A 13,089-nucleotide genomic window follows, 5' to 3' on the forward strand; every position below is an offset into this window, starting at 1 on the left:
TTTAATCGCTGAAATAATAGCCAGGATTGCATTTTACTTCCTCCTTCCTTCTTCCTTCTTCCCTCTTCCTTCTTCCTTCTTCCCTCTTCCTTCTTCCTTCTGATATATATGATATTCCCCGATTTCTCACAATTTTCGGAACTGGCAAAACAAGGCAATTTTGTACCCGTGTATCAAGAATGGGTTGCTGATTTGGATACGCCGGTGTCTGCGTGGTATCGGGTTTGTGCGGGTCAACCTTACAGTTTTCTGCTGGAGTCGGTGGAAGGTGGGGAAAAACTCGGGCGTTATAGTTTCTTAGGGTGCGATCCGCTGTGGATTTTGGAGGCTAAGGGCGATCGCACAACTCAAGTTTACCGCGACGGTTCCGAAAAAGTATTTACGGGCGATCCGTTTGCGGCTTTAACTGAATGTTTGCAGTCTTACAAACCCGTCAAATTGCCGCAGTTACCGCCGGGAATTGGCGGGCTATTCGGTTTTTGGGGTTATGAGTTAATTAAGTGGATAGAACCGCGAGTTCCGGTGCATCCAGCCAGCGAGAATGATTTGCCGGATGGGTTGTGGATGCAGGTTGATAATTTGCTGATTTTCGACCAGGTGAAGCGAAAAATTTGGGCCCTCGCCTATGCGGATTTGCGCGAGGTTGGCGTTGATTTGGCCGATGCTTACGGGCAAGCGTGCGATCGGGTGTCTCGGTTAGTTGATAAGCTGCAATCGCCACTTTCCCAGCAATCTACTCTCATAGAATGGACACCTCCCAATAACGGGCAAGATGCCCGTTCCACAACAGGAAATACAGAATTGGCTTACACGAGCAATATTACCCGTGAAAAGTATTGTGCCAATGTTTTAAAGGCTAAGGATTATATCAAAGCGGGAGATATTTTTCAAGTAGTTATTTCCCAGCGTTTGGAAGCTGAATACAGCGGCGATGCTTTTGCACTTTACCGCTCTTTGCGTCTGATTAATCCTTCTCCGTACATGGCTTATTTTAATTTCAGAGATTGGCAGATTATCGGTTCGAGTCCCGAGATTATGGTGAAGGCGGAAAATACTGCTGACGGCAAGAAGATTGCAACTTTGCGACCCATTGCCGGCACTCGCCGCCGGGGTAAAACTCATCAAGAAGATGATGCTTTGGCTGCTGAGTTGCTGCAAGATCCGAAGGAAATTGCGGAACACGTCATGTTAGTTGATTTGGGCAGGAACGATTTAGGCAGAGTATGCCGAAACGGTACTGTAAAAGTTGACGAATTAATGGAAATCGAGCGTTATTCTCACGTCATGCACATTGTGAGCAATGTGGTGGGAGAATTGGCTGAGGATAAGACAGCTTGGGATTTGTTGAAAGCTGGTTTTCCTGCGGGTACGGTTAGCGGTGCTCCGAAGATTCGGGCGATGGAGATTGTGCACGAGTTGGAAGGTTGTCGCCGGGGGCCGTATTCTGGGGTTTACGGGTATTATGATTTTGAGGGACAGTTGAATAGTGCGATCGCAATTCGGACTATGGTGGTTCGATCTCAAGGAGGCGATAAACATTCGGTTTCTGTGCAAGCAGGCGCTGGTTTGGTCGCTGATTCTAACCCCGATATGGAGTACGAAGAAACTCTCAATAAAGCCAGGGGAATGTTAGAAGCAATTCGCTGTTTGAAGTAGCAAGTTAAAAACTTCTTTTATCATGCTCGGCGGTTGAAACCGCTGCTACACAAACTACTGTTGAACGAGGGAAATGTGAATTTTTATATAGTTGACGTGTTTGCTGAGTCAAAATATGCTGGCAATCAACTAGCTGTATTTTGTGGGGCTGAAGTTGCCGAACTATCTGAGGCCCAAATGCTGCTGATAGCGAGGGAAATCAATTATTCAGAAACTACCTTTATTCGATCGCCCGATCCGCGAGATGGCGGCTATGACGTGCGGATATTCACGCCCAAGAAGGAATTGCCCTTTGCCGGTCATCCGACTTTGGGAACTGCGTTTGTGTTGCAGCAAGAGATTATTCGCGAAAAGGTCGATCGAGTAATTCTCAATCTAGCCGTCGGTCAAATTCCAGTTACTTTTAATTATCACAATGAATCGGCAGATATTTTGTGGATGCGACAAAACCCGCCTAGTTTTGGTCAAGTTTTATCAGCCGAAAGTCTGGCAAATGTCCTGAATTTAGAACCAGATGAAATTGATGCAAACTTCCCAATTCAAGAAGTTTCGACCGGAGTGCCGTTTATAATTGTCCCATTAAAAACTATCGCTTCGCTCAAAAAAGCTCAAGTCAACTTAGATAAATATTTTGAGCTAATTGATAGAATGGAAGCGAAAGAAATTTTGATATTTTGCCCAGAAACTTACAGCGACGTTAATGATTTAAGCGTCAGAGTTTTTGCCCATTCATTAGGAATTCCTGAAGATCCGGCGACTGGAAGTGCTAACGGCTGTTTGGCTGGATATTTGGTAGAATATGCTTATTATGGGGCAGCAAAGATTGATGTCAGAGTTGAGCAGGGTTATGAAATCGATCGACCTTCTTTGCTGTTATTACAAGCAGCCCAAAATGAAGGGGAAATAGCAGTTTTGGTTGGTGGTAAGGTGGTGATGGTTGCTAAGGGAGAATTTGTTTAGAATATTTAAGGGGAAATTATTAACCGCAGATTCACGCAGATCTACGCAGATCTACGGAGATCTGTACAGCTAGATTTAGATGCTTGTTTGGCGATCTAGATGTTACAATACTGCTAATATGAGCTACCTCATATTCCTCGATCCGCGTTATTGTTATGCTACAAAAATCATCCCTACCACATACTGTTCAATGCTTCCAACATTTTCGCGGACTTTAAATGTATCCCCTGACGCTTCTGAAGCGCTGCTTTCACTTCCATTAACCAGCTTGCTCGATTCACCGGAATTCAAGCAACTCTTGGGAAGCCTGGATAGTCGGTTGCTAAAAGAAACTTTGCCAACTGCTGGAACTGTTTTAGCTCAAAAGCTTCCGCTTTTTTACGATTGGTTGCAAACAGAACTAGGAATTAAAAACGTCCCTGACAGTCCCGATCATGCTACGAAATGGGTAGTCGGTTTTTTGAAGAATCAAGAAAGTTTAACTCGTTTAGTCGATCTGCACAAATCAATTCCTCGATCGTCATTAGAGCGATCGATCCCTCGTTTAGTTAGCGCCTTTGATGAAGTTCAACCCATCGCCGTAAAGCAAGAATGGGAAAAGGCGATATCGGCACTTTGTTTGGTTCTCGCCGTCGCAGCGCGGGAAAATCAGCCATCTGCAGCCTGAAGAAATTCTGTCTGAGTTTACACAAAGCGGTTTTTTCGGAAAACTTGCAATTGAGTGCGATCGATCTGAACGACTACTGGTCGCCGCTTGTTCAGGACGATCGCATTGTGTCTGTTTACCAACAGCAACTGCGCCAATATTGCCACAATCGCGCGCCTTTTGAGAAACTTGCCTTCAAAACGCGCCATTCGGACGATCGCCTCTTCGATTTTATAACAACAGTTGTTGCCTTTGGGGGAAATCACAAAAATCCTTCCCGGTATGTAATCGCCTTCATTTGCCCAGAAAGCATACCTTTCTCCTAAAGTAAAGTAGTGAAAAACATTGTTAGCCGTGGAAGTTTTAGCTAACTTTTCCGAAACGCCCAAAGAATTAAAAATTACAGTCGATCTAATATAATCCGGGTATTTTGCTGCTATTTGCTGAGCAACTTTGCCGCCCAAACTTTCTCCGATGACATCCGGCGGATTTCCGCTGTGAAATTGCTGCTTTATCCAATCAATAGCACCCGCAGTTTGCGCCGATTTTAACTGGCGTTCTAGTTTTGCCATAAATACATCGGGCGTATCTTCCAACACGCGCTCGAAAGGATACCAAGAACCGTATCCGCGAATCACAATAACAGGCGGATTATTGCCAGAAATGGGAACGCGACTTTCAGCATAAAAACCAGTGCGAGAGTCTTCAAACACTTTTTCTATGATATAATTTCCCTCAATAACTTGCCCTTGCTCGTGTCGGATGTAAATTGAAGGGTTATTGGGTTTAAAAGTATCGTGCAGTTGGGGTTTTGCAAACTTTTCGTAGAGGGAATCTAGCAAGTGCCTTCCCGTTTGGCGATCGACAAAATCGAATTCAGTTCCTTTCATTATCTGGTAGCGGTCGGTTTTACCAACAATATTTAATAAGTACAAAAAATCTACATAAACCCGCAACCGCACAACGAATAATCTAAATTAAGTTTTACTTGGATCGAATGGCAAAAATCTACATAACATTTACCGTTGAGTGAGTGAGAGGGCTGGTTTTAGAGATTGTCAATGATTGGCAAATATTCTATGTGATATCAAATCCAGTAGCATCGTCGGGCATAAAATCCAGTCAACAGTCAACCGCGGACGGTGCAACGGGAACTAATATAATTCATCTGCGTTTATCTGTGTTTATCTGCCTGTATCTGCGGTAAAAAAAAGAGAAGGTATTAACCGCAGATGACAATGGATTGACGCCGATGCACGCAGAGGTCGAGAATAGAGTCAGAGGGGGGGTTTTTAACATTGTCACTTATTAGCGCAAACATTGTATGTGAAACCCGCCCCTAGCAAATCATTTTTACAAAACTCGCAACGTGCTAGCAATACTATGGACTGCTTCCATCGCGCGAATTTCATCGAGTGCTTCTTGAAAATTACCTTCCCTAACATCGTGAGTCACGACGACAATTTCTGCTAAATCGTCGTGAATCCCCGTCTGCACAATTGATTCCAAACTAACTTTGTGATTGCCGAAACAAGTGCCGAGTTTGCCAATTACCCCCGGAGTATCGCGCGTCAGAAAACGGGCGTAAAAGCGAGTAACAAGTTCCTGCATCGGAGCAATTTTGCAGTAGTGTTGGTGACTGCAACTCAGCAAAGGATGAGGAATCGGAACAGTTTCGGTTTTCAGGATTGCCGCCACATTCATGATGTCGGATACTACGGCGCTAGCTGTTGGGCCTGCACCCGCGCCGCGCCCGTAGAGCATCAATTGCCCGATCGGCTCTCCTTCGACTAAAATTGCATTGTAAACCCCGTTAACACTCGCCAGCGGATGAGTTTTCGGCACAAAACTAGGATGCACTCGAATTGAAAGCAATTCGCTTTCTCCCTGCGCTTGCTCGCCATTGCGGCGGGAGGTTTCTTGAGCAATAGCCAACAATTTAATCACAAATCCCAGCTTGTCGGCGTAGTTAATATCAGCCGCACTAACTTTTCTGATACCTTCGCAGTGAACATCTGCTAATTTGATGCGTCCACCAAAAGCTAGCGAGGCTAAAATAGCAATTTTATCGGCCGCATCTAATCCATCTACATCTGCTGTGGGGTCAGCTTCAGCATAACCTAATTGTTGGGCGTCGGCGAGCACTTCGGCAAAGTCTGCGCCTTCTGTTTGCATCCGCGTCAGGATGTAATTAGTTGTGCCGTTGACGATGCCGGTGACAGTTTGAATGCGGTTTGCACCTAAGGATTGTTTCAGGCTTTGAATGACTGGAATGCCGCCGCCGACAGCAGCTTCTAGCATTACGTAAACGCCTTTGTTGTTGGCGGCCTCGAAGATTTCATTCCCGTAGCGGGCGATAACTGCTTTGTTGGCAGTGACGACGTGCTTGCCGCTGGCAATAGCTTGCAGAATGAGCGATCGCGCCGGTTCCAATCCGCCAATCAATTCTACTACAATATCAATTTCCGGGTCAGTTGCGATCGCTTCTAGGTCAGTTGTCAGCACATTTTCTGGCAATTGTAAAGACCGAGTTCGAGAAATATCGCGCACTCCCACCCGATAGATTTCCAATTCCTGCAACAGCGGATGGCGGCCATTTGGGGAGAGCAAAATCTCTGCTGTTCCCGCGCCAACTGTACCCAAACCTAACAAACCAATTTTGAAAGCCACGACTTTGACCCGTAGAAACTCAATTAAGCCACAACCATTGTAGGCTATTCCCGTACCGGAGCAATCAAAATAGTATTGTAGGGTACGCATTCCCTACCTGACAAGTCGGATACAATTGCCCTAAAAACAATTGTAGGGCGAGCCAAGCTCACCCTACAAATCAGATTAAATCAGGTAACAGATTAATAAGTTTCAACGTGCCAACGGTGCTCTTTCTTCAACTGTTTCTGATAGCCAGCCCAGTCAACGCCGTACTTGCTAGAAGCAGCCGACATTCCTTCATCAATTCCGCCTTCCATACCCTTCAAACCGCAGATATAAGTGTGAGTATTTGGTTTTTGAACCAATTCCCACAATTGGTCTGCGTTTTCTTGAATCCGGTTTTGAATGTACATCTTGCCGCCGTCAACATTTTTTTGCTCGCGGCTGATGGCATAAGTCAAGCGGAAATTATCGGGGAATTCTTGTTGCAATTGCTCCAACTCTTCCTTATAGAGAATGTTGGGAGTGTAAGCAACTCCAAAGAACAGCCAAGCTAAACCTTTGAACTTGTAATCTGGATTGTTTTCTTTAAACATCCGCCACAAATAAGCCCGGAAAGGAGCAATACCCGTACCGGTAGCCATCATAATCACGGTGGCTTCCTCGTCGTCAGGCAATAACATTTCCTTGCCTACAGGGCCGGTAATTTTGACATCATCTCCAGGTTGCAAACCGGTGAGAAAAGTCGAACAAACACCAAAGACTTTTTCACCGGTTTCTGGGCTTTTGTACTCTAGGCGGCGGACGCACAGAGAGACTGTTTTGTCGTCTACATCGTCTCCGTGACGGGTGGAGGCGATCGAATAAAGGCGAATTTTGTGAGGTTTGCCGTTTTTATCAGTCCCATCGGGAATAATCCCGATACTTTGACCTTCGAGATAGTGTAACTTGCCTCCAGAAATGTCAAATTTGACGTGACGGACTGTACCCTCGCCGCCTTCTCTGACCAATTCTTCTGTAGAAAGGCACTTACCAATATAGGGATTGGCCGGCTTGTAGAGGTTAACAGGAACCTGAACTTTTTCCTTGGCTTGAGTCATGGGCTTAGTTTTTTCTCCAGATTTCTGACTCTGTAGCCCTGCTTCTGGTGCGGCTTTGCCATTATTAGTTTCGGGAGCGCTGTTTGAGGGGCGGATGCTGATGATTTTGCCACCCATGCGAGCAATTCTGCGCATTTCCTGATTCATGCGATCGTAGGGCACGGAGATAAATACGCTGCCGCTACGGCGAATCGGGTTACTTGCTTGGTCAGTTGCTTCGCTCTGACGCATACCCTCCACTTCGTAGACAAAGATGCGGCTGCCTGATTCTGAGTTTGCCGCAACACCAGATATGCTTGGGCTGTACATTTGTTGATTTTCCTTCACGATACAGAGTTATAAAGAAAGAGAATGTGACGTTAGACTCAATTTACTTTTTTCTTAAGGCCATCGGGACTAATTGGCCGCGCCAATTTTTGGGCCTCGCCACGCCGGCAGGAGTGTTGAAGTTGCGATCGCTCGCGTATCCAATCCCTACTAGCCGAACGCCGCGCTCACCGAGCCCTGTTGCGTTCGGCTGTTGACCTATAGCTATTGTTGTCTGCGTACTGCAAATATTTTACCCGATCGGGGGATCTGCCCCGATAAGTCGTTCTGATTTGGGGATTCGGGGACAGGATTCGAGGGGGAGGGGTAGAAGGTAGAGGGTTCGAGGATTTGACTCTAGGGGGAATAGGGGATTGAAATATACAATTTAAATGCAGTACAGCCTAAAGGAGGATTTCACCAGTTAATGAGGTTGAGCTTGTAGGGAGCCGATGCATTCTGGTAAGATTAACCACTAAAGTTAGTATTAATTACTTGCGTTGAAGATTGCTTGGGTCTTCCCGGGCAGGCAGTCAACTGACTGCTGTATGCTGGTGAGAACTCCATCGTCTCGGGGTAGCAAAGCCGCACAAAGCCTGCTTGTCGCTATCTGGGGACTGAAATTTTGTGGAATCTAGACTTGAGTTAGTTAGTAAACAGTGATTTTGTTAGAGGGAAACTATGACCAGTAAGCCGGATCGCGTGGTTTTAATTGGCGTTGCCGGAGACTCCGGATGCGGAAAATCTACTTTTTTGCGCCGATTGACAGATTTGTTCGGGGAAGATTTCGTTACGGTAATCTGCCTTGACGACTATCATTGTCTCGATCGCAAGCAGCGCAAGGAAACAGGGATTACAGCCCTTGACCCCAGAGCGAACAATTTTGACCTGATGGCCGAGCAAATGAAGGCGCTCAAAGAAGGTCACGCGATCGACAAGCCGATTTACAACCACGAAACCGGTCTGCTCGATCCTCCTGAGCGGGTAGAGCCGAATCACGTGATTGTGATTGAAGGGCTGCATCCCCTTTACGACGAGCGAGTTCGATCGCTCATCGACTTCAGCGTCTACCTCGACATCAGCGACGAGGTAAAAATTGCTTGGAAAATCCAGCGCGACATGGCGGAACGGGGCCACCGTTACGAAGACGTGCTGTTTGCGATCAATGCTCGCAAACCGGATTTTACCGCCTACATCGACCCGCAAAAGCAATATGCAGATGTGGTAATTCAAGTGTTGCCGACGAACTTGATCAAAGATGACAAAGAGCGGAAGGTTCTGCGCGTGCAGATGATCCAGCGCGAAGGCATCGCCAATTTTGAGCCTGCGTATTTGTTTGACGAAGGTTCAACAATTAACTGGGTTCCTTGCGGCCGCAAGCTGACTTGTTCCTATCCCGGAATTAAGATGTACTACGGGCCCGATGCTTTCTACGGTCACGAAGTCTCGATTTTGGAAGTAGATGGTCAATTCGAGAATCTCGAAGAAGTTATTTACATCGAAAGCCATTTGAGCAAGATTTCTACGAAGTATGAAGGCGAGTTAACTCACCTGTTGCTCCAGCACCGCGAATATCCTGGTTCTAACAATGGAACTGGTTTGTTCCAAGTGTTAGTGGGATTGAAGATGCGGGCGACTTACGAGAAGTTGACTGCAAAAGAAGCGAAAGTGGCTGTTAGTGTTTAGAACCCTGACATGAAAGATTTGGGAGGCGCAATTGCGCCTCTTTTTTTGTGGAGAAATGAACCGCAGAGGGCGCATAGGGCGCAGAGTAGAGTTAGGGGAGGGTGTTTGGAAGTAGAGAAGTTAAGAAGGTTTTTCCGGCTTCATTCAGGTCGCTATCTAGGGAAAAAGTTAGACTGCGAACTCGAATATCGTCATTTTTTATATCTAGTGGCTGTTGGAGGTTTTGCGGGTAGATGAGAATTGCATTTTGGCACTTTAAGGCATTTGCGTAAGCAACTATTTGATGAATGTCATTATTGGCTACTCTATCGGGAGCTTTGTATTTTGTATCGAGGACGTATTGGACTTTTTTTGTGGCAATATCGCACAGCAGTAAGTCAATCCGATCGAAATAGTTTTGGTCATGTGTAACTCGGTGTTGTTGTTTGACAAAAAAGCCTTTTGGTGTATTTGCTTTGAGCCATTCAGCCACAAATTGTTCATATAAATTAGCCATGTCTATGAGAAAAGGGAGCATTTCGCGATCGCCTTTTTCGTGACTAGGCACTGTGTTATCTAAAAAGAATCGACATAAGGCGTGTAAAAGTTGATAATCTTCATTCAAACGGTGATAATTTCTATCAATACAAGCTTTTGATTTAAAAGGTTTTAATGTAACAAATCCTTGGAGTGCGTGAAAGGCTTTTCGCACAGTGGATGAAACAGATTCACGGCACAAACCGCTGCGACCAATGATGAAAAGTGTCCAAGCCAGAATTTGATTATCTTCAATATCGCCTGTTTGTTCGTTATAGTGGCATTTTAGTTTAACATCCCAAGGTTTTTGCAGGGCTGACCGCAAATCGATGCGACCGCGAATGTAGGCGAGTCTTTCGGTTTTGGATAAGTAATCGCGATATAATCCTTTGCGACAGCGTTCTAGAATTTTGTGGGCAAGAATGTTAGCTAATTTCTCGTAACTTTGTTCTAAAGATTGGCACTGAATCGATCCTTGGGGAAATTTTATCTTAAGGTTGTAGGCATAGTCAATCATTCCGAAGAGGTTGTTTATGGGAACCTGTGGACGGATGGCGATGTGAAATTCTGGAGTGATGGGAATGTGGCCAACTCTGCCTTTAGATTTTAAGTGCCATTGATATTTTGTTTTAAAGTTGGGAAATTCTATATCAATTTCCTTGTCATAATTATTGTATATTTTTTGTCCTACTGATTCGGGGATTGAGTCTTGTTCAAAGCTTGCGGATTTATATTCTGTGAGTTCGATGATTTGGGGTGATTCTCGTTTCATAGATGCTGGAACGCCGTGTTTGTGGTAATAATTGTAGTGTTAGATTATCAATTGCTCAATTCATCTTTGATTTTATCCCAGAGCAATTCATCCATTTTTGCCTGATTATCAAAGAAGTATTCTTCAAGGTATGGCTCGATTTCCATTTGCCAAATATCTTGGATATCTTCAGTTAAGGTTTTTGTCAAAAAGAAGGATATGCCTAATTCATAGTGTTTGTTGTTAATTGCGCGATTGACATTTTCTAGAATGCTAGTTAATTTATCAACTGGAAAACCTGTTTCCTCTCTGTGGTGATACTGTCGCAGCACTTCATAGTTTGGATAGACGGGAATGAATGCGAAACGGCGGCGGAGTGCATTATCAACTAAGGCAATAGAACGGTCGGCGGTGTTCATTGTGCCAATAATGCGGACATTTGTAGGGATTCTAAATAGTTTACCGCTGGCTAGTATAATAGAGCGTGCTGTGTCTTGTCGGTCATCTAGGAGATACATTAACTCGCCAAAGACTTGAGAGAGATTTGCGCGATTAATTTCATCAATAATGAGAACGCAAGTGTCTTCACAGGCTTCGGCTTGTTTGCAGAATTCTAGGAATCTACCGGGAACTATTGAGTAGGTTAATTGTGCGTTTTTAGTTGTTGGGCGGAGACCTTCGATAAAGTCTTCGTAGGTGTAGGCGGGGTGAAATTGGATAATGTCTGAGAAACCGTCACCGCCGCCGATTAAGTGTTTGGCTAGTTTTTCGGCTATAAAGGTTTTTCCGGTTCCGGGTGGGCCTTGGATGATGGTTTGGCCTTTGCGGTTAATGGCGTGTATCCATTGCGTTAGTTGGGTTGGTTGAAAACCAGTAATTTCAGAAATTTTTTCCAGTTGATACTCTGGATTAAATTCCTTTTCATACACTGAAAAATATTGACTGATAAGAAGCTCTGGGTTATTATTTGCTCCGGTCAAGTTAAAAATTAATAATAAGGGAAATAGTTTTTTAAAGGTTTGTGCTATTTTTTGAATTAAGTGTTTGGCAGAATATCTTAGTATTTCCTCTGACTCAAGTGATATCGCGACTTGAACATCAAAACCTCTAAGCCGTTCCAATTCGGTTTTTGGATAGCTATTTATTTCTGATAACATACTTTCTAATAGTTGATGAATAGATTTTTCAGGCTTCATTATGCGGTTTAATCTTTCCCCCAAATCATTTGTTGTTAGACAACAATAAGAAAAATAATGTCTGGGGGGAAGGTGATAACGTTTAAGAATTTCGATTAATTTAACGTTATTTCCATAATCTTTGTAGCAATTTACCATTGGCGGAAAGAAATGGTTGTGTCCAGAAAAACCAAAAATTAATGTCTGGTTTTCAACTCTTAACATTAACTTATCAGATTGCCTACTATTAGCCCTACCGTTAAAACAGTAGTCTACACTGTAGACTACTGTGGATTTCAAAGATTGTGTTTGAATGCTGGCAAAGCTCTCCTGCTTGATATCTATATATTTTTTAATAAAATCAGGCAACTGCTCTTCTACCTGGCTTAAAATATACTTGACTGGCTCTTCTACATATTTTAAGAAATCTTTTTTGTGTTCCCGGTAAAAATCTGAACTGGGATTTTCATTAAATTGTGCCAATAGGTTAAATGTGTTTACTGAAAAAGGACTTTCAGGATGTACAAAAACTTGTTCCATTTTTTCTGTATCTTTAAGGTGACTCAATTGTTGTTCTTAAATTATTGTAGCCGATCGCCCTTCCCGACACCAGATATCTGAGATGCGATCGCACCCACCATCCTTACCCACATCAATGCCCTCCCAAACCAGTAACACTGGCAAAACCGCTAACAACAGTTCCCGGAAAATTTAAACTTGTGTCGAAACTATCTAAACGTGCTATATTCAACTCCGTAAACCCTGAACTGCACTTTCAATTATTGCAAAGTGAGCCACAAATCAACTTCAATCGCCGAGTGACTCAGATTTACCAAATTGTGTCTATACTAGATAATTGAATCCGGCGATCGCGACTAATAACGGGTACATTAAGATACAAAGCAGTAGCAGCAATAATGCGATCGGGCAAATCGGGAATTTGCGATCTGTCAACTTGCCTTAAAGTCAAAGCTATATTGCGATCGAAAGGAATTTCAACCAATAACGCATCATCGCTCTCAACTTCTCTCAATAATAGATCGAGAGTAGTTGAATTAATCCGCCCTCACTCGCTTAGATAGACAATTTCTGCTAATGTAATTGATGAAAAAGCCACCTGATTTCCTTCGGCAGCTATCTGTTCTATTGTCGTTCTAGCAGTCACCGAAAGTCGCTTTCTCCACAAATATATACAAGATCACAGCATGAGTATCAGCTACAGCACGCAGCATTAGACATCCTCCCTTGGGAAATTCGCCCATTCTTCGCTGCGAGCTTCATCTATATCAGCGGCAGAAGGTGCAATTCCCAAGTCAGCACATAAACCCCACAATGATTTGCGGGGAGTCGGCCCAACAACTAATTCTCGTTCTATTTCAGAAAATATCCACTTAATCAATCGTAACTTTTCGGCTAGAGACAAGTGCTTAACAAGATTTAAAACCGCCTCAAAAGTCATGTTTTTTATGTTTCAATTTGTAATTGATGTAATTGTAGCATTTTGGCTGCCAAGCACAGCATCACCAGGTTAGGGTTGAGAAGATTCGTTTACCACGGTTCCCGGAAAAGTTAAAACTGTGTCGAAACTATCTAAACGTGCTATATTCAACTCCGTAAACCCTGAACTGCCTTTTCAGGTAT

12 protein-coding genes are annotated in these 13,089 nt (G+C 44.0%); 4 read left to right on the top strand and 8 right to left on the bottom strand.

Annotated features, from left to right (window positions below; all coding sequences use genetic code 11):
- Nucleotide 1: 1 nt before the first annotated feature.
- Nucleotides 2-148: a hypothetical protein gene (locus QUA13_RS05225; RefSeq protein ID WP_333197199.1), complete on the bottom strand. Its 147-nt coding sequence runs from the start codon at nucleotides 146-148 to the stop codon at nucleotides 2-4.
- On the opposite strand from QUA13_RS05225, the gene trpE reads away from it, so the two are divergent.
- The 3 genes from trpE to QUA13_RS05240 all read left to right on the top strand — a co-directional run bounded on the left by trpE (nucleotide 109) and on the right by QUA13_RS05240 (nucleotide 3,283).
- Nucleotides 109-1,656 carry an anthranilate synthase component I gene (gene trpE, locus QUA13_RS05230; RefSeq protein WP_333197162.1) on the top strand — a complete coding sequence of 516 codons (1,548 nt, stop codon included), beginning with the start codon at nucleotides 109-111 and terminating at the stop codon, nucleotides 1,654-1,656. The genes QUA13_RS05225 and trpE overlap by 40 nt on opposite strands.
- 75 nt (nucleotides 1,657-1,731) lie before the next feature.
- Entirely contained in the window at nucleotides 1,732-2,616 is an 885-nt protein-coding gene (locus tag QUA13_RS05235) for a PhzF family phenazine biosynthesis protein (protein ID WP_333197164.1), read from the top strand.
- A gap of 190 nt (nucleotides 2,617-2,806) precedes the next feature.
- Nucleotides 2,807-3,283 (top strand): hypothetical protein, encoded by a 477-nt coding sequence (locus tag QUA13_RS05240; protein ID WP_333197165.1) that lies wholly within the window; start codon nucleotides 2,807-2,809, stop codon nucleotides 3,281-3,283.
- A 17-nt stretch (nucleotides 3,284-3,300) separates the two neighbouring features.
- Here QUA13_RS05240 and QUA13_RS05245 read toward each other — a convergent pair whose 3' ends face one another.
- From QUA13_RS05245 to petH, 3 genes are all read right to left on the bottom strand, one after another.
- Nucleotides 3,301-4,152, bottom strand: a complete 852-nt coding sequence (locus QUA13_RS05245) for a hypothetical protein (protein ID WP_333197167.1) — start codon at nucleotides 4,150-4,152, stop codon at nucleotides 3,301-3,303.
- A 463-nt stretch (nucleotides 4,153-4,615) separates the two neighbouring features.
- A complete protein-coding gene (locus QUA13_RS05250; protein WP_333197197.1) occupies nucleotides 4,616-5,932 on the bottom strand; it encodes a homoserine dehydrogenase in 1,317 nt (438 codons plus the stop codon).
- Between the two features lie 182 nt (nucleotides 5,933-6,114).
- Complete coding sequence (gene petH, locus QUA13_RS05255) at nucleotides 6,115-7,323, bottom strand: ferredoxin--NADP reductase (protein ID WP_333197169.1); 1,209 nt, start codon at nucleotides 7,321-7,323, stop codon at nucleotides 6,115-6,117.
- A 678-nt stretch (nucleotides 7,324-8,001) separates the two neighbouring features.
- On the opposite strand from petH, the gene QUA13_RS05260 reads away from it, so the two are divergent.
- Nucleotides 8,002-9,006: a phosphoribulokinase gene (locus tag QUA13_RS05260; protein ID WP_172190707.1), complete on the top strand. Its 1,005-nt coding sequence runs from the start codon at nucleotides 8,002-8,004 to the stop codon at nucleotides 9,004-9,006.
- Nucleotides 9,007-9,097: 91 nt separating this feature from the next.
- Here the strand turns inward: QUA13_RS05260 and QUA13_RS05265 are convergent, their stop codons facing one another.
- The 4 genes from QUA13_RS05265 to QUA13_RS05280 all read right to left on the bottom strand — a co-directional run bounded on the left by QUA13_RS05265 (nucleotide 9,098) and on the right by QUA13_RS05280 (nucleotide 12,907).
- Complete coding sequence (locus tag QUA13_RS05265) at nucleotides 9,098-10,294, bottom strand: 5-methylcytosine restriction system specificity protein McrC (RefSeq protein ID WP_333197171.1); 1,197 nt, start codon at nucleotides 10,292-10,294, stop codon at nucleotides 9,098-9,100.
- A 47-nt stretch (nucleotides 10,295-10,341) separates the two neighbouring features.
- On the bottom strand, nucleotides 10,342-12,015 hold the full coding sequence (locus QUA13_RS05270) for an AAA family ATPase (protein ID WP_333197173.1): 1,674 nt from the start codon (nucleotides 12,013-12,015) through the stop codon (nucleotides 10,342-10,344).
- A 262-nt stretch (nucleotides 12,016-12,277) separates the two neighbouring features.
- Complete coding sequence (locus QUA13_RS05275; RefSeq protein WP_333197174.1) at nucleotides 12,278-12,481, bottom strand: PIN domain-containing protein; 204 nt, start codon at nucleotides 12,479-12,481, stop codon at nucleotides 12,278-12,280.
- Between the two features lie 198 nt (nucleotides 12,482-12,679).
- A complete protein-coding gene (locus QUA13_RS05280) occupies nucleotides 12,680-12,907 on the bottom strand; it encodes a hypothetical protein (protein ID WP_333197176.1) in 228 nt (75 codons plus the stop codon).
- Between the last annotated feature and the right edge of the window lie 182 nt (nucleotides 12,908-13,089).

Source organism: Microcoleus sp. S28C3, assembly GCF_036700785.1.
In the GTDB taxonomy this organism is placed as follows: domain Bacteria; phylum Cyanobacteriota; class Cyanobacteriia; order Cyanobacteriales; family Microcoleaceae; genus Microcoleus; species Microcoleus asticus.

Coding starts and splice junctions, on each gene's coding strand:
- trpE (WP_333197162.1), top strand. CDS start 109: ATGATATTCCCCGATTTCTCACAATTTTCGGAACTGGCAAAACAAGGC.
- QUA13_RS05240 (WP_333197165.1), top strand. CDS start 2,807: ATGCTTCCAACATTTTCGCGGACTTTAAATGTATCCCCTGACGCTTCT.
- QUA13_RS05245 (WP_333197167.1), bottom strand. CDS start 4,152: ATGAAAGGAACTGAATTCGATTTTGTCGATCGCCAAACGGGAAGGCAC.
- petH (WP_333197169.1), bottom strand. CDS start 7,323: ATGTACAGCCCAAGCATATCTGGTGTTGCGGCAAACTCAGAATCAGGC.
- QUA13_RS05260 (WP_172190707.1), top strand. CDS start 8,002: ATGACCAGTAAGCCGGATCGCGTGGTTTTAATTGGCGTTGCCGGAGAC.
- QUA13_RS05265 (WP_333197171.1), bottom strand. CDS start 10,294: ATGAAACGAGAATCACCCCAAATCATCGAACTCACAGAATATAAATCC.
- QUA13_RS05280 (WP_333197176.1), bottom strand. CDS start 12,907: ATGACTTTTGAGGCGGTTTTAAATCTTGTTAAGCACTTGTCTCTAGCC.